Origin of the sequence: Pseudomonas sp. AM4(2022), assembly GCF_036346515.1 — a bacterium.
GTDB lineage: Bacteria > Pseudomonadota > Gammaproteobacteria > Pseudomonadales > Pseudomonadaceae > Aquipseudomonas > Aquipseudomonas paracarnis.
In genome coordinates, this window is the sequence record NZ_JAOTNW010000003.1 from 254,616 (window position 1) to 271,954 (window position 17,339).

16 protein-coding genes are annotated in these 17,339 nt (G+C 61.3%); 9 read left to right on the plus strand and 7 right to left on the minus strand.

The genetic code is table 11. The annotated features are described in order from the left end of the window. Positions 1–18: 18 nt before the first annotated feature. A complete protein-coding gene (locus tag ODQ19_RS05955) occupies positions 19–705 on the minus strand; it encodes a spermidine synthase (protein WP_003189610.1) in 687 nt (228 codons plus the stop codon). A gap of 78 nt (positions 706–783) precedes the next feature. On the opposite strand from ODQ19_RS05955, the gene ODQ19_RS05960 reads away from it, so the two are divergent. Next, complete coding sequence (locus ODQ19_RS05960; protein ID WP_014717488.1) at positions 784–1,065, plus strand: hypothetical protein; 282 nt, start codon at positions 784–786, stop codon at positions 1,063–1,065. Here ODQ19_RS05960 and ODQ19_RS05965 read toward each other — a convergent pair. After that, positions 1,062–3,104 (minus strand): S9 family peptidase, encoded by a 2,043-nt coding sequence (locus tag ODQ19_RS05965; protein WP_330209560.1) that lies wholly within the window; start codon positions 3,102–3,104, stop codon positions 1,062–1,064. The two genes, ODQ19_RS05960 and ODQ19_RS05965, sit on opposite strands and share 4 nt — an antisense overlap. 24 nt (positions 3,105–3,128) lie before the next feature. Between ODQ19_RS05965 and ODQ19_RS05970 the strand changes: the two genes are divergently transcribed. Genes ODQ19_RS05970 through ODQ19_RS05980 form a run of 3 tightly spaced genes read left to right on the plus strand, consistent with a single transcriptional unit; the run spans position 3,129 to position 5,016 of the window. After that, positions 3,129–3,656 carry an MFS transporter gene (locus ODQ19_RS05970; protein ID WP_116665129.1) on the plus strand — a complete coding sequence of 176 codons (528 nt, stop codon included), beginning with the start codon at positions 3,129–3,131 and terminating at the stop codon, positions 3,654–3,656. 30 nt (positions 3,657–3,686) lie between these two features. After that, the gene (locus tag ODQ19_RS05975) at positions 3,687–4,463 is read left to right on the plus strand and encodes a class II glutamine amidotransferase (RefSeq protein WP_282399060.1); all 777 of its coding nucleotides are present in this window, start codon (positions 3,687–3,689) and stop codon (positions 4,461–4,463) included. A 10-nt stretch (positions 4,464–4,473) separates the two neighbouring features. Then, complete coding sequence (locus ODQ19_RS05980) at positions 4,474–5,016, plus strand: DUF2937 family protein (RefSeq protein ID WP_034134972.1); 543 nt, start codon at positions 4,474–4,476, stop codon at positions 5,014–5,016. A gap of 114 nt (positions 5,017–5,130) precedes the next feature. Here the strand turns inward: ODQ19_RS05980 and ODQ19_RS05985 are convergent, their stop codons facing one another. Further along, positions 5,131–6,051: a LysR family transcriptional regulator gene (locus ODQ19_RS05985; RefSeq protein ID WP_044272889.1), complete on the minus strand. Its 921-nt coding sequence runs from the start codon at positions 6,049–6,051 to the stop codon at positions 5,131–5,133. 175 nt (positions 6,052–6,226) lie between these two features. On the opposite strand from ODQ19_RS05985, the gene ODQ19_RS05990 reads away from it, so the two are divergent. Genes ODQ19_RS05990 through ODQ19_RS06000 form a run of 3 tightly spaced genes read left to right on the plus strand, consistent with a single transcriptional unit; the run spans position 6,227 to position 8,582 of the window. Further along, complete coding sequence (locus ODQ19_RS05990; protein WP_330209561.1) at positions 6,227–6,967, plus strand: 5-oxoprolinase subunit PxpA; 741 nt, start codon at positions 6,227–6,229, stop codon at positions 6,965–6,967. After that, on the plus strand, positions 6,964–7,668 hold the full coding sequence (gene pxpB, locus ODQ19_RS05995; RefSeq protein ID WP_330209562.1) for a 5-oxoprolinase subunit PxpB: 705 nt from the start codon (positions 6,964–6,966) through the stop codon (positions 7,666–7,668). Before ODQ19_RS05990 ends, pxpB begins: the two co-directional genes overlap by 4 nt. Then, positions 7,665–8,582 (plus strand): biotin-dependent carboxyltransferase family protein, encoded by a 918-nt coding sequence (locus ODQ19_RS06000; RefSeq protein ID WP_330209563.1) that lies wholly within the window; start codon positions 7,665–7,667, stop codon positions 8,580–8,582. The genes pxpB and ODQ19_RS06000 overlap by 4 nt, the downstream gene beginning before the upstream one ends. 108 nt (positions 8,583–8,690) lie before the next feature. Here the strand turns inward: ODQ19_RS06000 and ODQ19_RS06005 are convergent, their stop codons facing one another. From ODQ19_RS06005 to ODQ19_RS06015, 3 genes are all read right to left on the minus strand, one after another. Then, positions 8,691–9,869 (minus strand): vWA domain-containing protein, encoded by a 1,179-nt coding sequence (locus ODQ19_RS06005; RefSeq protein WP_003189625.1) that lies wholly within the window; start codon positions 9,867–9,869, stop codon positions 8,691–8,693. Beyond that, a complete protein-coding gene (locus tag ODQ19_RS06010; protein ID WP_003189627.1) occupies positions 9,869–10,714 on the minus strand; it encodes an AAA family ATPase in 846 nt (281 codons plus the stop codon). The genes ODQ19_RS06005 and ODQ19_RS06010 overlap by 1 nt, the downstream gene beginning before the upstream one ends. A 230-nt stretch (positions 10,715–10,944) precedes the next feature. Next, positions 10,945–12,021: a DUF748 domain-containing protein gene (locus ODQ19_RS06015; protein WP_116665124.1), complete on the minus strand. Its 1,077-nt coding sequence runs from the start codon at positions 12,019–12,021 to the stop codon at positions 10,945–10,947. A 125-nt stretch (positions 12,022–12,146) separates the two neighbouring features. Between ODQ19_RS06015 and cysK the strand changes: the two genes are divergently transcribed. Together cysK and ODQ19_RS06030 are read left to right on the plus strand one after the other, a co-directional pair. After that, positions 12,147–13,121 carry a cysteine synthase A gene (gene cysK / locus ODQ19_RS06020; RefSeq protein WP_330209564.1) on the plus strand — a complete coding sequence of 325 codons (975 nt, stop codon included), beginning with the start codon at positions 12,147–12,149 and terminating at the stop codon, positions 13,119–13,121. Positions 13,122–13,372: 251 nt separating this feature from the next. Continuing rightward, complete coding sequence (locus ODQ19_RS06030; RefSeq protein WP_330209565.1) at positions 13,373–14,311, plus strand: aspartyl/asparaginyl beta-hydroxylase domain-containing protein; 939 nt, start codon at positions 13,373–13,375, stop codon at positions 14,309–14,311. 177 nt (positions 14,312–14,488) lie between these two features. Here ODQ19_RS06030 and acnA read toward each other — a convergent pair whose 3' ends face one another. Then, the gene (gene acnA / locus ODQ19_RS06035) at positions 14,489–17,230 is read right to left on the minus strand and encodes an aconitate hydratase AcnA (RefSeq protein WP_330209566.1); all 2,742 of its coding nucleotides are present in this window, start codon (positions 17,228–17,230) and stop codon (positions 14,489–14,491) included. Between the last annotated feature and the right edge of the window lie 109 nt (positions 17,231–17,339).

Sequence of the window (17,339 nt, forward strand, 5' to 3'; positions counted from 1 at the left end):
CTATTGAATCAACCGCGATCAGCCCTTGAGCTTCTCTGCAATCCAGATGGTATGCCGGGTGCCCTTGTTGCCATGGGCGAATACCTGCACTTCCTCGGCTTTGAAGCCGGCCTTGCGCAGTTTGTCACTGAACAGCTTGTCGGCGCTGGCCGACCACACAGCCAGCACGCCCTTGGGTCGCAGGGCCTTGGCACAAGCGGCCAGGCCACTGGCCGAGTACAGCCAACTGTTAGCTTTTTGCGTGAGCCCCTCGGGGCCGTTGTCGACGTCGAGCATAATCGCGTCAAAGCCTTGGGGCTCGGCCTGCAATACCTTGGCCACGTCCTCCTGGCGGACCACGGTGCGTGGGTCCAGTAGTGGGCGTCCGGATTTTTCCCCCAGCGGCCCACGGTTCCACTCCACGACGCCGGGCACCAGTTCGGCCACCACCACTTCGGCGCTCTTGCCCAAATGCTTGAGCGCCGCGGCCAAGGTAAAGCCCATGCCCAGGCCGCCGATCAGCACCCGCGAACCCGGGCGCCCGGCCACTTTGCGGCAGGGAATCTCCGCCAGGGCATCTTCGGAGCCGTGCATGCGCGTGTTCATCAACTGGCCACCGTCACCACCCTGGATCTTGATGACGAAGTCTTCGCCGTATTCGAACAGGCACAAGGCACCGCCGTTGTCGGGGATTGGGGTGGTGTCCAGCAGAACGAAACGTTTCATGGAAATCTCATTGGGAAGGGCATTCTTGCGCGGTTGGGAGTAGCCTTAGGGCATTCCGGTCAGGCCATGGAGCCATCGATGAAGTGCAGCATTCTAACGGTCATTGTGTTGAGCGCGCTCGCATTGGGTACCGCGCAGGCTCAGGAGTTACAAACCGTACCGGTCGCGCCCGCGCCAACCCCAGGCGCGCCGGGCACGCCAACGCCCACGTTGTACCCGCAAGTCACACCGCCCGTTGCGCCCAAGACCCATAATGGCTCGCCACCGCTGGCGCCCATCGTGCTGCCGGCGCCGCCCAAGGACCAGACGGTCCCTGGCCTGCAGCAGAACGACAGCAAGCCGAAAACGCCGGGCGGTTAGACCAGACCGAGGGCCTTGAACACAAAGGCATATTCGAGGGCGACGTCACGTAGCCCCTGATAGCGCCCGCTCATGCCGCCATGGCCGGCACCCAGCTCGGTCTTGAGCAGCAGCAGGTTGTCGTCCGTCTTGGTATCCCGCAGCTTGGCCACCCACTTGGCGGCTTCCCAGTACTGCACGCGGCTGTCGTTATAGCCGGCGATCACCAGCGTGGCCGGGTAAGCCTGGGCGCGAACGTTCTCGTAGGGCGCGTAGGCCTTGATGCGCGCGTACACCTCGGGGTCCTCGGGGTTGCCCCACTCGTCGTACTCGGTGATGGTCAGCGGCAGTTCCGGGTCGAGCATGGTATTGAGCACATCGACAAACGGCACTTCGGCAATCGCCGCCTGGAACAAATCCGGGCGTTGGTTGAGCACCGCGCCGATCAACAGGCCGCCGGCACTACCGCCGCTGATCGCCAGTTGCTGGGAGGTGGTCAGGCCCTCGGCGATCAAATGTTCGGCGCAGGCGATAAAGTCGCTGAAGGTGTTTTGCTTGTGTTCCTGCTTGCCGCTGCGATACCAGGCTTCACCCAGTTCACCGCCGCCGCGCACGTGGGCGATGGCAAACGCCACGCCACGGTCAAGCAAGCTCAGGCGCGCATGGGAGAACCACGGGTCCAGGCTTGAGCCGTAGGCACCGTAGCCATACAGGTACAGCGGCGTTGGCTTGCCGAGCTGGTCACGCTTGACCACCAGGCTGATGGGTACCTGAGTACCGTCGGCGGAAGTGGCCCACAGGCGCTGGCTGACGTAATCGTCGGCGTTGAAGACGCCCAGCACCGGGGTTTCCTTGAGCACAACCTGCGCGCCTGTCGCCAGCTCGAGCTGGCGCACTTGGGCCGGGCGATTCAAGGCCTCATAGCGCAGGCGGATCTTGTCGCTGGGAAACTCCAGACTGTTCTGTACGTAGAGGCTGTAGGCGGCGTCAGGCAATTGCACCCGATAGGCCGGCACATCCTCAGGGTGCACTTCGATAACCGGCAGGCCACCGATGCGCAAGCTCAAGGTCATGGCGTTGGCGTTCAGGCTCACGCCGTCGAGCATGACTTCGTCGCTGTGGGGGATCAGGTTCTGCCAGTCGGCTTCGGTGGGCGGCGTGCCGGTGTCGGCGGCCACGTACAGCGCATGGTTGATGCCGTCGCGGTTGCTGCGGATAAACCAGGTCCACTGGCCATTGCGCTTGCCGTGGTCGACATCGTATTCGTGGTCTTCGACCCGTGGCGCCAGGCAGGTGAAGGCCAGGTGCGGTTGCTCGGCGTCCAGCACCCAGACTTCGCTGGTGGTCTTGCTGCCCAGGGCCAGCAACAGTTGGCGTTCGGAGCTTGAGCGGTAGCAATGCAGGAAGAAACGGCCGTCAGGCTCGTGGAACACTTCCTGCGCTGCGGTGCCGTCCAGGCGATAGCGATACAGTTTGTGCGGGCGATGGGTGTCGTCCAGTTCGCCGAAAAACAGGGTCAGGCTGTCATTGGCCCAGGTCATGCTGCCGTCGCAATTGTCGAACGCCAGTTCGCTGACCTTGTCGGTCGCCAATTCCTTCACGAACAGGGTGTAAATCTCTTCGCCGCTGGTATCGAGGCTATAGGCCAGGCGTTGGTGATCGGGGCTGATGCTGAACGCGCCCAGGGAAAAAAAGCCGCCATTGGCCAGCGCGTTCGGGTCCAGCAACAGCTCTTCGCTGCTGGTGTCCACCTGGTTGCTGTCATCGGCCGGGCGGCGGCAGCGGTAGTGGCGGGCGTATTCGTCGCCGGCGGTGGTGCGGGTGTAATACAGATACGGGCCCCAAGGGGAGGGCAGGGACAGGTCGGTTTCGAGGATGCGACCCTTGATCTCTTCGAAGAGGGTCTCGCGCAACGCCTGCTGGTCGGCGAGTTGGGCTTCCTGCCAGGCGTTTTCGGCCTTGAGGTAGTCGAGTACCTCAGGGTTGTCGCGTTCTTGCAGCCAGGCGTACGGGTCTGGGCCTGGGGCCTTGCGGGCAATCGGTGCGGTGGAAATAGGCATGGATAATTCCCTATCTGGCAGACGGTGGCAGGCATTGCAGCCGCGACACGCAAAAGCCGTTATCATAGCCGCCTGTTTGCCAACCTTGCCATGGACACCATGACCGAGAACGACTATCTGACCGCTTGGGGCCTTTACGCCTTCGCCGCTTTGGGCTGCCTGTTGGTGTGGTGGCGCATGACCCGCTGGACCTGGCGCTGGCTGCGCGAGCCCCTGCAATTGCTGATGGCGGTGTTGCTGCTCAGCCCGACCATCGTCGACCCGGTCAAGACCCAGTTTGCGCCGGCCGTGGCCATTACCGCCCTGGACCTGGTGCTCAAGGTCGGCAACAACGCCTGGCGCGCCATTTCCGACCTGTTCATGTACACGATGATCGTGTTTGCCCTGTACATCGTGTTTGTGCTGATCCGCTGGCCCATCGAGCGCGCTGCCAACGCTCGCCGTGAGCGCAAGGCTGCTGCGGATGCCGCCCTGGCCGCCGAGCCGGAAGACGACGAACCGTTCCGTCGCCCGGCGCCTGCCGGTGGTATGCGGGTCGAACCGCGCCTTTAACGTTGTTTGCCCTGCATCGAGAGCCCTGGCATGTGTGAATTATTGGGCATGAGTGCCAACGTCCCCACCGATATCGTGTTCAGCTTTACCGGGCTAATGCAGCGCGGTGGGCGCACTGGCCCGCACCGCGACGGTTGGGGCATTGCCTTCTATGAGGGTCGTGGCCTGCGCTTGTTCCAGGACCCGGCCGCCAGCAGCGAGTCGGAAGTCGCGTTGCTGGTGCAGCGTTACCCCATCAAGAGCGAAGTGGTGATCGGCCATATTCGCCAGGCCAATGTGGGCAAGGTCAGCCTGGCCAATACCCATCCGTTCGTGCGCGAGCTGTGGGGGCGTAACTGGTGCTTTGCCCACAACGGCCAACTGGCAGACTTCGATCCCCGCGCCACCTTCTACCGCCCGGTGGGCGATACCGACAGCGAAGCGGCGTTCTGCGACTTGCTCAACCGCGTGCGCGAAGCCTTCCCCGAGCCGGTGGACATCGAACAGGTGCTGCCCGACCTGATCGCCGCCTGCGCCGAATACCGCAGCAAAGGCGTGTTCAACTGCCTGCTCAGCGACGGCGACTGGCTGTTCTGCTATTGCTCGACCAAGCTGGCACAGATCACCCGGCGGGCGCCTTTTGGCCCGGCGCGGTTGAAAGATGTCGACGTGATCGTCGATTTTCAGGCCGAAACCACCCCCAATGATGTGGTAACGGTGATCGCCACCGAGCCGTTGACCGACAACGAAAACTGGACCCGCTACGAACCGGGCCAATGGAGCCTGTGGCGACGCGGTGAATGTGTCAGCCAGGGCGTTACCGAGTAAGGAATCGAGCATGTTGCTTAGCTATCTGCGGTTGGTGCTGTTTGCCGTTGGCTTGTTGGTCGGCGTGCAGGTGCCGGGGTTTATCAATGACTACGCCAAGCGCGTCGAAGCCCACTTGATCGAGGCCCAGACCGGCTTGCGCGGTTTCGAGTCCACGGCGCAGCAGTTCTTCAACGGTGATATGCAAGCCTTGGTGGCGCATTACCGTGCCAGCGATGACCCGGTGTTCCAGAGTGACGCCAGCAGCCTGGGCGCTATGCTCGATCGCCAACTCGAGTTGGACAAGCAATACCAGGCCATGCAAGGCCCGTGGTACATCCGTGCCCTGCAAGTGGCGGTGGCTGCCGACCCGGATATCCGTCTGGAGACCTGGAATGGCTACAGCTACCAGATCTTGCTGACGCCCGAAGCCATGGGCTGGGGCCTGGGCGGGGCGATGCTGTTGTCATTCGGCATTGAATGCCTGTATCGCTTGATCGATTGGGTGGTATTGGGCGGCCGGCGCCTGCGCCAGAGCCGGCCCATCGAAGAGCGGGACCTCAAGGGCCTCTAACGACCCACCGATCGTTCCCACGCTCCGCGTGGGAATGCTTTTTCTGACGCTCCGCGTCGTGCGTGAGGGCGCAGAGCGCCCTGTGCTGCATTCCCACGCAGAGCGTGGGAACGATCAGTCGGGTTTATTCAGTTGCATGCGTTCTGCACCGACCTCCTCGGCATAGCGCGCCACCACCTTCTGGCACAACCCCACAATCTCCTCCACCAACTCCACCCCTACGCGCCACGACACCACCACCTGCAAGTTCGGCAGGCGCTGGGCCATGGGCAGCATCACCAATTCCCCTCGCTCCAGCTCTTCGCTGACCAGCACCGGCGGCAGTGCGCCAATACCGAAGCCATCGCGCAGCAATCGGGTAATCGCCGACACCGAATTCACGCAGTTCATGCGCGGTGCGGCCACGCCATTGGCCTGCATCAAACTCAACACGTCCTGATGCGGGTGAGAGTTTTTCGAGTAAGTGATGATGCGTTCCTGGGCCAGTTCGGCGAGGGAGGCGTAGTCGCGGTTGTAGATCGACTGGCTGGCCACGATCCAGGCCATGGGGTGGCTGGCCAACTCCAGGCTGCGCACGGTTTCCAGGCGCAGCAGGTCGGTTTGCAGGATCAGGTCGAGGAACCCTTTTTGTAGCTGATCGCTGAGGTTCAGCGCGGTATCGGCGATCAGCTCGATCTCTACCAGCGGGTACAGCTTCATCAGTTCAGCCACCAGCGGGCTGAGCCAGGTGTGGATCACCGTGTCCATTGCGCCGATCCGAATGCGCCCGACCTTGCTGCTGGTGGTCTCCAGGGACTGCTTCAAGCCCTGCATGGTCACCATCATCTGCTCGGCATAGTCGAGCACTTTCAAGCCTTCCGGGGTCAGGCTCACGCCACGCGAATCACGCAGGAACAGCTTCACCCCCAACTCGCTTTCGAGCACGGCGATGCGGCTGGAGATCGAGGCTTGGGTGGTGAACAGCTTCTCGGCCGTCAACCGAAAGCTCTTGAGCTTGGCCACCCAGACGAAGGTTTCGAGGAACTTCAAATTCATGGGATCAACTTTTTCTTATGCATGGATCGGTTTTTATTAGTTGGACGTCGCACCGGGCAAACGCCAAAAATCGTGCTATTCCACGATAAGCGTCGTCGGGGTGTCAGGACAAGTTGCGAGTTCTGCGTAAAAAATCCCACACTACAAGAAAACAAAGCCTACAGGAGCGACCACCGTGAGCCGCCTGCTATTGAACTGCGACATCGGCGAAAGCTTTGGCAACTGGACCATGGGTCTGGACGCCGAGGTCATGCCGTTCATTGATTGCGCCAACGTGGCTTGCGGTTTCCATGCCGGCGACCCGAGCATCATGCGCAAGACCGTCAGCCTGGCGTTCAAGCACGGCGTGCAAGTGGGCGCTCACCCGGCCTACCAGGACCTGCAAGGCTTTGGCCGGCGCTCCATGAATTACACGCCGCAGGAAATCCAGGACCTGTTGCACTATCAAATCGGCGCGCTGGACGGCATCTGCCGGGCCCAGGGCGGTCGCGTCAGCTATGTGAAACCCCACGGCGCGATGTACAACGACATGATGGCTAACCCCGCGCAATTGCGTGCGGTGATCCAGGCCGTGGCCGCTTACGGCGACCTGCCGCTGATGCTGCTGGCCACCCGCGACAACCGCGCGGCCCAAGCCTTGGGCGACGAATACGGGGTGACCCTGTGGTTCGAAGCCTTCGCCGACCGTGCCTATGACAGTAACGGCCATCTGGTGTCTCGCCAGTTGCCCGGCGCGGTGCATCACGACGCCGACACCATCGTGCATCAGGCCCTGACCCTTTCCCGTGGCGAATCGCTGATTGCCAGCGACGGCAGCCCATTGGTGCTACAGGCCAATACCCTGTGTGTGCATGGCGACAACGCCAGTTCGGTCGCCGCCGTGCAGCGTATCCGTGAAGCGTTGAAAGCAGCATGAACCCACGGATTGAAGTGGTGGCGATCGACTGCCTGATGGTGCGCCTGTTTGACGTGATCGCCGAAGCCAACATGCCCTGGATGCTGGCGGCTACCGAGCACCTGCGCAACGGTTTTGGCCCGGCATTGGTGGACCTGGTGCCGTCCTACACCACCTTGATGGTGCATTACGATCTCACGGCGCTGACCCCGGCCCAGGCCCGGGAGCTGATCGACCAGGCCCTCACCGATCTGCAACCCCAGGCCCAGGGCAGCGGCCAGTGCCATGTGCTGCCAGTGTGGTACGACCTGAGTGTCGGCCCGGAACTGACCTTGCTGTCCCAGCGTAGCGGGCTGGCCGTGGAGGAGGTGATCCGCCGCCACAGCGCCCACGAATATCAGGTGTTTGCCCTCGGCTTTGCCCCAGGGTTTGCCTTTATGGGGCTGGTGGACGAAGTGCTCGCCACCCCGCGCCTCAGCACGCCGCGCAAACGCGTGGCCGCTGGCAGTGTCGGCATCGCCGAACGGCAAACCGCCGCGTACCCGGTGGTGTCCCCGGGCGGCTGGAACCTGATCGGCCGCACCCCGGCCAAACTGTTCGACCGTGAACGCGACGGCTACAGCCTGATGCAGCCCGGCGACACGGTGCGTTTCGAAGCGGTCAGCCACGCGCAATTCGTCAACCTGGGTGGCGACGATACGCCCTTGGAGGCGCAGGCATGAGCCGTTTGATCATCGAGGCCAGCACGCCGCTGTGCCTGTTGCAGGACGCCGGGCGATTTGGCGTGCGCCATCTGGGCGTGACCCAGGGCGGCGCGCTGGATTGGGTGTCAATGTCCTGGGCCAACTGGCTGTTGGACAATGCCCTGGATGCCCCGGTGGTGGAAATCACCCTCGGCGGCCTTACCGTGCAGGCCGAGGACTATTGCCTGCTGGCCCTGGCCGGTGCGGACCTGGGCGCCTATGTCGATGAGCGTGCGATAAGCCCGGGTCGCAGTTTTATTCTGCAAAAGGGCCAACGCCTGCGCTTCACCCAACCGTTCGACGGGGCACGCGCTTATCTGGCCGCGCCCGGTGGCTTTGATGCGCAGGCTGTACTGGGCAGTTGTGCCACGGTCGTGCGCGAAGCGTTGGGTGGGGCGGACGGTTTCGGCAAGGCCTTGGCCGAGGGCGGGCGGTTGGCGTATTCCGGTACGGGCGGTGCAATGAAGGTGCTGGCCAAGCCGGAGTTGCAGTCCGGTGCCTCATTGGACGTGATCATCGGCGCGCAGATAGGCCAGTTCAGCGGGCAGAGCCTGTTCGATGCTTTCAACACCGAATGGGCTCTGGACAGCCGTGCAGACCGCATGGGCATGCGTTTGCTCGGTACGCCGTTGCAATACCAGGGGCCGTCGTTGATTTCCGAAGGGATTCCATTGGGCGCGATCCAGGTGCCACCGGATGGGCAGCCGATTGTGTTGCTCAATGACCGGCAGACGATCGGTGGTTATCCGCGGTTGGGCGCGTTGACGCCTTTATCCTTGGCGCGGCTGGCGCAGTGTTTGCCGGGAGAGAAGGTGCGGTTGGCACCGGTGGTGCAGGAGGCGGCGCATCGGCAGCACATCAAGTTTTTGCAGCGTTTTAGCCAACCCTTGTAGGAGCGAGCTTGCTCGCGAAAAACGTCAACGATAACGCGGGCATCCAGATGTACGCGGCGGTCTCAGGTTTTTCGCGAGCAAGCTCGCTCCTACAGTAAGGCGGTGGTGTTATTTGGAAAGAAAACGCATACCTTCTTCCAACCCGCGCAGCGTCAGCGGGTACATCTGATCCTCCACCAGCTCCCGCACAATCCCCGTCGAGGCCGTATAGCCCCAGGTATCTTTCGGGTAGGGGTTAATCCATATCAGCTTCTTGTACTTGGCCATGAAGCGTTGCATCCACACATACCCCGGCTCCTCGTTCCAATGCTCGACGCTGCCACCGGCCTGAGTGATTTCATAGGGCGCCATGGCCGCATCGCCGATGAAGATCACTTTGTAGTCGGCGCCGTACTTGTGCAGCAGGTCCTGGGTGGACGTGCGCTCCGAAGTGCGACGCTGGTTGTTCTTCCACACCGACTCGTACACAAAGTTATGGAAGTAGAAGTACTCCAGGTGCTTGAACTCGGTCTTGCACGCCGAGAACAGCTCTTCGCAGATCTTCACGTGGGCGTCCATCGAGCCGCCGATGTCGAACAGCAGCAACAGCTTGATGGTGTTGCGGCGTTCGGGGCGCATCTGGATATTCAGCAAGCCGGCATCGCGGGCGGTGTGGTCAATGGTGCCGTCGATGTCCAGCTCTTCGGCCGCGCCCTGGCGCGCAAACTTGCGCAGGCGGCGCAGGGCGATCTTGATGTTGCGCGTGCCCAGTTCCACCTGGTCGTCGAGGTTCTTGTACTCGCGCTGGTCCCAGACTTTCACTGCCTTGCCCTGGCGCTTGCCGGCGTCACCGACGCGAATGCCTTCGGGGTTGTAGCCGCCGGAACCAAACGGGCTGGTGCCGCCGGTGCCGATCCACTTGTTGCCACCGGCGTGGCGTTCTTTCTGTTCTTCCAGGCGTTTCTTGAATTCCTCGATCAGCTTGTCGAGGCCACCGAGGGACTGGATCTGCGCGCGTTCTTCATCGCTCAAGGAACGTTCGAACTCCTTGCGCAGCCATTCTTCGGGGATCAGTGCCTGCAGGTGGTCGTCGAGCTTTTCCAGGCCGTTGAAATAGGCGCCGAAGGCCCGGTCGAACTTGTCGAAATGCCGCTCGTCCTTGACCAGGATCGCCCGGGCCAAGTAGTAGAACTCGTCCATGTCGGCGAAGGTCACGCGCTGTTTGAGCGCGTTGATCAGGTCGAGCAGCTCGCGCACCGACACCGGCACCTTGGCGGCACGCATCTCATTGAACAGGTTGAGCAGCATCAGCGATTACCGCGACGGCTCATGAACGCCAGACGCTCCAGCAACTGCACGTCTTGCTCGTTCTTCACCAGGGCGCCGGCCAGGGGAGGGATGGCCTTGGTCGGGTCGCGCTCGCGCAGCACCGCTTCGCCAATATTGTCGGCCATCAACAGCTTGAGCCAGTCGACCAGCTCGGAGGTGGAAGGTTTTTTCTTCAGGCCCGGCACCTTGCGCACATCGAAGAACACGTCCAGCGCTTCGCTGACCAGGTCTTTCTTGATGTCCGGGTAGTGCACATCCACGATCTTTTGCAGGGTGGTACGGTCGGGGAAGGCGATGTAGTGGAAGAAGCAGCGACGCAGGAACGCATCCGGCAGCTCTTTTTCGTTGTTGGAGGTAATGATGATGATCGGGCGCTTCTTGGCCTTGATGGTCTCGTCGATTTCGTAGACGTAGAACTCCATCTTGTCGAGTTCTTGCAGCAGGTCGTTGGGGAACTCGATGTCGGCCTTGTCGATTTCATCGATCAGCAGGATCACCCGCTCTTCGGACTCGAAGGCTTCCCACAGCTTGCCCTTCTTCAGGTAGTTGCGCACATCGTGCACCTTGTCCACGCCCAGTTGTGAGTCACGCAGGCGGCTGACCGCGTCGTACTCGTACAGGCCCTGGTGTGCCTTGGTGGTGGACTTGATGTGCCAGGTGATCAACCTGGCACCGAAGGATTCGGCCAGTTGCTCGGCAAGCATGGTCTTGCCGGTGCCCGGTTCGCCCTTGACCAGCAGCGGCCGCTCCAGGGTGATGGCGGCGTTGACGGCCAGTTTCAGGTCATCGGTAGCCACATAGGCCTGGGTGCCTTCGAACTTCATCGGTCATTCCTCGAATTCATCAATGGCCTGACTATACCGCGCAGCCCCGGCGACTGTGAACGCAGACGGGGCATTCAGTCTCTGAATGGCGGGTCACATCAGCCCTAATGCCGATCTGTAGGAGCGAGCTTGCTCGCGAAAAACTCCCAGGCGCCACCTTCCTTCAACATGCACGCGTTATCGTTGACGTTTTTCGCGAGCAAGCTCGCTCCTACACAAGGCGATGACGGTTAATCAGCGCTGGGTTTGGGTTGTTCATACCTGGCATTGAACGCCTGGATAAACCCATTGCGCAGAATCGCGATCACCGCAGAAAACGCACTGACATTTTGCTGATGCACGCTACCGCTCAGCTCTACACGGGTGGCGAACTGGTTTTTACGCTGGTTTTTCAGCACGGTTTCGCTGGCGCCCACCACGGCTTCCCAGATTGAGCGGAAGATATTCTTGTCCTTGTTTTCAACGTCTTGCTGCCAGTCAAACACCTCTACATCGCGCAGCAGCGGCTTGATATAGCCGGTGAGCCGGCCATTTTCAGCCTGGGCTTCGATCACCACATCGCCCGTGCCAGCCTTGAAGTCGAACTTGCCATAGGCGGAGGCGAAGTCATTCATGCGCTTGAGTTGCAGCTCGCGGGCGCGGAAGCGGAATTCGAATTCTTCGAAATCGCTCAGCGGGTCAAAGGTGGCGTTGGCTTCCAGGGGCGCCTGGCCTTGCAGCAGTGCCTTGCCTTCAAAGCGTGCGTCACGTTTGCCTTTGACATCCACCACATTGGTCAGGTTATAGAAGCTGGCGTTGACCCCGGTGGCGTTGATATTCACCTGGGGCTTGGAGCTGAAGTTATGGAAGGCGATCTCGCCGTCTTCGATGCGCACTTCATTAAGGGTAATCGGCAGCAGCTTGCGCAGTTGTTCCTGCCAGTCGGTGCCTTTACCGGTCTGGGACGCCTGCTTGTTGGCACCGCCATCGACGAAGTTGATCTGCGGGCGCACAAAATGCCCCTCGGCCACGACGGCATGGTCGTACCACAGCGAATGCCAGCTCACCGCGAACTCGATCAGCGGCGCCTTGACGAACGGTACCGGGACCTTGCCGTCCACCTTGACGATTTGCAGGCCGTTGATCCGGTAGGCGCCGCGCCACAGGGCCAGGTCCACATCGGCGATTTCGCCTCGGTAATCGCCCATGTTGGCGAGTTTCTCGTTCAGGTAGTTGCGCACCAGATAGGGCAGCGCGATGTTCAAGGCAATCAGGACCAGCATCAGAGCGGCGATTGTCCCTAACGGCCAACTGTAACGACGTTTCATGGGGCAGTTCTCCTTGCTTGTAGGAGATTGACTGTTCTGATGAGCGCAACGTTCCACCGTCTGGACGCCTCGCCACACGAGGCATACCCTTGGGGCCTTCTTCAAAGTCGCCAACAGGATCGCTCATGAGCCGTATCTTCGCAGACAACGCGCACTCCATCGGCAACACGCCTCTGGTCCAGATCAACCGCATCGCACCGCGTGGCGTGACGATTCTGGCCAAGATCGAAGGGCGCAACCCGAGTTATTCGGTCAAGTGTCGCATTGGCGCCAGCATGGTCTGGGATGCGGAAAGCAGCGGCAAGCTCAAGCCGGGCATGACCATTGTCGAGCCGACTTCGGGCAACACCGGTATCGGCCTGGCCTTTGTTGCCGCTGCCCGTGGCTACAAATTGCTGCTGACCATGCCGTCGTCCATGAGCCTTGAACGCCGTAAAGTGCTCAAGGCCCTCGGCGCCGAACTGGTACTGACCGAACCGGCCAAGGGCATGAAGGGCGCCATCGACAAGGCCGCCGAGATCGTCGCCAGCGACCCGGCCACCTACTTTATGCCGGCCCAGTTCGACAACCCGGCAAACCCTGCGATCCACGAGAAAACCACCGGCCCGGAAATCTGGAACGACACCGATGGCGCCGTGGACGTGCTGGTGGCAGGCGTGGGGACCGGCGGCACGATCACCGGGGTATCACGCTATATCAAGAACACCGCGGGCAAGCCGATTCTGTCGGTGGCCGTGGAGCCGATGGTTTCCCCGGTGATCACCCAGACCTTGGCGGGTGAAGAGATTAAGCCCAGCCCACACAAGATCCAGGGCATCGGCGCCGGTTTCGTGCCGAAAAACCTCGACCTGTCGATAGTCGACCGCGTGGAGCTGGCGACCGACGAGGAGTCCAAGGCCATGGCCCGGCGCTTGATGCTGGAAGAAGGCATCTTGTGCGGCATCTCCTGTGGCGCCGCCATGGCCGTGGCCGTGCGCCTGGCCGAGAAGCCGGAAATGCAGGGCAAGACTATCGTGGTGATCTTGCCGGACTCCGGTGAGCGCTACCTGTCGAGCATGTTGTTCAGCGATTTGTTTACTGAACAGGAAAACCAGGCCTGAATCTACTGTAGGAGCGAGCTCGCTCGCGAAAAACCTGAGGGCGCCACGTTGAACCAGTAAGCCCGCGTTATTATTGACGTTCTTCGCGAACAAGCTCGCTCCTACAGGAGGGCAGGGGTGTTGATACAGGTCAGTCTGTTTTCCTGGGCCTTCTGCATAATGGCTCAAGTGTTTATCATGGCCGGCTGTTACGTCTGGTTTCCCATTGACGGAAATTTGCTGGCCAGGCGCTTATTTCCAGGAGTTGCTGCATGACCTTTTCTTTGGCCGCCAAACTGTCGGTGTTGCTGCTGTTCATCGGCAGCACGCTGTATGTGCACCTGCGTGGCAAGGCCCGTTTGCCGATGTTGCGCCAGTTCGTCAACCATTCGGCGCTGTTCGCCCCGTATAACGCCCTGATGTACCTGTTTTCCGCAGTGCCGTCCAAGCCGTATCTGGACCGCAGCAAGTTCCCGGAACTGGATGTGCTCAAGGACAACTGGGAAGTGATCCGCGAAGAGGCCATGCACCTGTTCGACGAGGGCTACATCCGTGCCGCCGAAAAGAACAACGACGCCGGTTTCGGTTCGTTCTTCAAGAAGGGCTGGAAGCGTTTCTACCTCAAGTGGTACGACAAACCGTTGCCATCGGCCGAGGCGCTGTGCCCCAAGACCGTAGCGTTGGTGAGCAGCATCCCTAACGTCAAGGGCGCGATGTTTGCGCTGTTGCCGGGCGGCAGTCACCTCAACCCGCACCGCGATCCGTTTGCCGGGTCCCTGCGTTATCACCTGGGGCTGTCCACGCCGAACTCCGACGACTGCCGTATCTTCGTCGACGGCCAGGTCTACGCCTGGCGCGACGGTGAAGACGTGATGTTCGACGAGACTTATGTGCACTGGGTGAAGAACGAAACCGAACAAACCCGTGTGATCCTGTTCTGCGACATCGAGCGGCCATTGAGCAACCGCGTGATGACCCGCATCAACCGCTGGGTCAGCAAGCAACTGGGCCGCGCAACCGCGCCGCAGAACCTCGATGACGAGCGCGTGGGCGGCATCAACCAGGCGTACGCCTGGAGCAAGACCTTCAGCGACAGGTTCAGCGGCCAGGTCAAACAGTGGAAGCGCAAGCATCCCAAGGCCTACCGCATTGCGCGGCCGGTGCTGGCGGTGGTGGTGTTGGTACTGCTGTGGAAGTGGCTGTTCGGCTAAACCGCACACCATAAAAAGGCGCTGTATCGAAAGATACAGCGCCTTTTTTATGCCTGGAATGTGATCAAAACTGTGGGGGCTGGCTTGCCTGCGATGGCGGAGTATCAGCTATAAAAAGGTTGACTGACCCACCGCTTTCGCAGGCAAGCCAGCTCCCACATTTGATCTGCGTTGCTCTTAAGATGCGATCAACTGGCGCAGCACGTAGTGCAGAATCCCACCGGCCTTGAAGTACTCCACTTCATTCAAGGTATCAATCCGGCACAGCACCTCAACCTTCTCGCTGCTGCCATCCTCCCGAGTGATCACCAACGTCAGGTTCATCCGCGGCTCGATCTCGGCATCGGTCAGCCCGAGGATATCGATCTTCTCCTTGCCGGTGAGCTTGAGTGTCTTGCGGTTCTGATCCAGCTTGAACTGCAACGGCAACACGCCCATGCCTACCAGGTTGGAGCGGTGGATACGCTCGAAGCTCTCGGCGATCACCGCCTTGACCCCTAGCAGGTTAGTGCCCTTGGCCGCCCAATCGCGGCTGGAGCCGGTACCGTATTCCTGGCCGGCGATCACCACCAGCGGTGTGCCCGAGGCCTGGTACTTCATGGCGGCATCGTAAATCGCCATTTTCTCGCCAGTGGGGATATACAGCGTGTTACCACCTTCTTCGCCGCCGAGCATTTCATTGCGGATACGGATATTGGCGAAGGTGCCGCGCATCATCACTTCATGGTTGCCCCGGCGTGAGCCGTAGGAGTTGAAGTCACGCGGCTCCACGCCCTGTTCGCGCAGGTAGCGCCCGGCCGGGCTGTCGGCCTTGATATTGCCGGCAGGGGAGATGTGGTCGGTGGTCACCGAATCGCCCAGTAGGGCCAGCACGTTGGCGCCCTTGACGTCCTCGATCACCGGCAGCGGGCCGGCAATGTCATCGAAGAACGGTGGGTGCTGGATGTAGGTGGAGTCCTTTTGCCACACGTAGGTCGCTGCCTGCGGCACTTCAATCGCCTGCCATTGCTCGTCACCGGCGAACACCTCGGCGTATTCCTTGTGGAACATGCTGGTGCTGACCTGGGCCACCGCGTCGGCGATTTCCTGGCTGCTGGGCCAGATATCTTTCAGGTACACCGGGTTTCCGCTCTGATCGTTACCCAGCGGTTCGCTGCTGATGTCGATGCGCACGGTGCCGGCCAACGCATAGGCGACTACCAGGGGCGGCGAAGCCAGCCAGTTGGTTTTCACCAGCGGGTGCACGCGGCCTTCGAAGTTGCGGTTACCCGACAGCACCGAGGCCACGGCGAGGTCGGCCTTCTGGATGGCTTTTTCGATAGGCTCGGGCAACGGCCCGGAGTTACCGATACAGGTGGTGCAGCCGTAGCCCACCAGGTCAAAACCGAGCTTGTCGAGGTACTGGGTGAGGCCCGCGGCCTTGTAATAGTCGGTGACCACCTTGGAGCCTGGGGCCAGCGAGGTCTTGACCCAAGGTTTGCGGGTCAGGCCCTTTTCCACGGCCTTTTTCGCCACCAACCCGGCCGCCATCATTACGCTGGGGTTGGAGGTGTTGGTGCAGGAGGTGATGGCGGCGATCACCACCGCGCCGTTTTTCAGGCGATAGGTGTTGCCTTCGTATTCATAATCGGCCTCGCCGACCAGATCGGCGTTGCCCACGGCCACGCCGCCACCGCCTTCACTTTCCAGGCGGCCTTCTTCCTTGCTGGTGGGCTTGAATTGCAGGTCGAGGAAGTCGCTGAACGCTTGGCCGACATTCGGCAGGGATACCCGGTCTTGGGGGCGTTTGGGCCCGGCGAGGCTGGCTTCGACGCTGCCCATGTCCAGGGCCAGGGTGTCGGTGAACACCGGCTCCTGGCCGGCGTTGCGCCACAGGCCCTGGGCCTTGGTATAGGCTTCCACCAGCTTGACCGTCTCAGCCGGGCGGCCGGACAGGCGCAGGTAGTCCAGGGTCACTTCATCCACCGGGAAAAAACCACAGGTCGCGCCGTATTCCGGGGCCATGTTGGCGATCGTGGCACGGTCGGCCAGGGGCAAATCGGCCAGCCCGTCGCCGTAGAACTCGACGAACTTGCCCACCACGCCTTTCTTGCGCAGCATTTGTGTAACGGTGAGCACCAGGTCGGTGGCGGTGATGCCTTCCTTGAGCTTGCCGGTGAGCTTGAAGCCGATGACTTCCGGGATCAGCATCGACACCGGCTGGCCGAGCATCGCCGCTTCGGCTTCGATCCCGCCCACGCCCCAGCCGAGTACGCCGAGGCCGTTGATCATGGTGGTGTGGGAGTCGGTGCCGACTAGGGTGTCGGGGAAGGCGTAAGTGCGGCCGTCTTCGTCCTTGGTCCACACGGTGCGGCCCAGGTATTCCAGGTTGACCTGGTGGCAGATACCGGTGCCCGGCGGTACCACGCTGAAGTTGTCGAAGGCGCTCTGGCCCCAGCGCAGGAAGGCGTAGCGTTCGCCGTTGCGCTGCATTTCGATGTCAACGTTCTGCTCAAAGGCGCTGGTGGTACCGAACTTGTCGACCATCACCGAGTGGTCAATCACCAGGTCCACCGGTGACAGCGGGTTGATGCGCTGCGGGTCACCGCCGGCCTTGGCCACGGCGGCGCGCATGGCGGCCAGGTCGACCACGGCGGGTACGCCGGTAAAGTCCTGCATCAGCACGCGGGCGGGGCGATACTGGATCTCGCGGTCCGACTGGCGCTCTTTGAGCCAGGCGGCGATGGCCTTGAGGTCGGTGCCGGTGACGGTCTTGGCGTCTTCCCAGCGCAGCAGGTTTTCCAGCAGCACCTTGAGGGACATCGGCAGCTTGTCCAGGTCACCCAGGCTCTTGGCGGCTTCGGGCAGGCTGAAGTAGTGGTAGGTTTTGCTGTCTATTTGCAGTGTCTTAAGGGTTCTCAGGCTATCAAGGGATGACATTACATGACTCCTTATGGTCCGCACGGCTACGGACCTGACGGGACGAACAGAGCTAACACGTTAGCGCTGTTTTCATTAGCAGGCTAATAACTGGACTCTATCGCCGAGC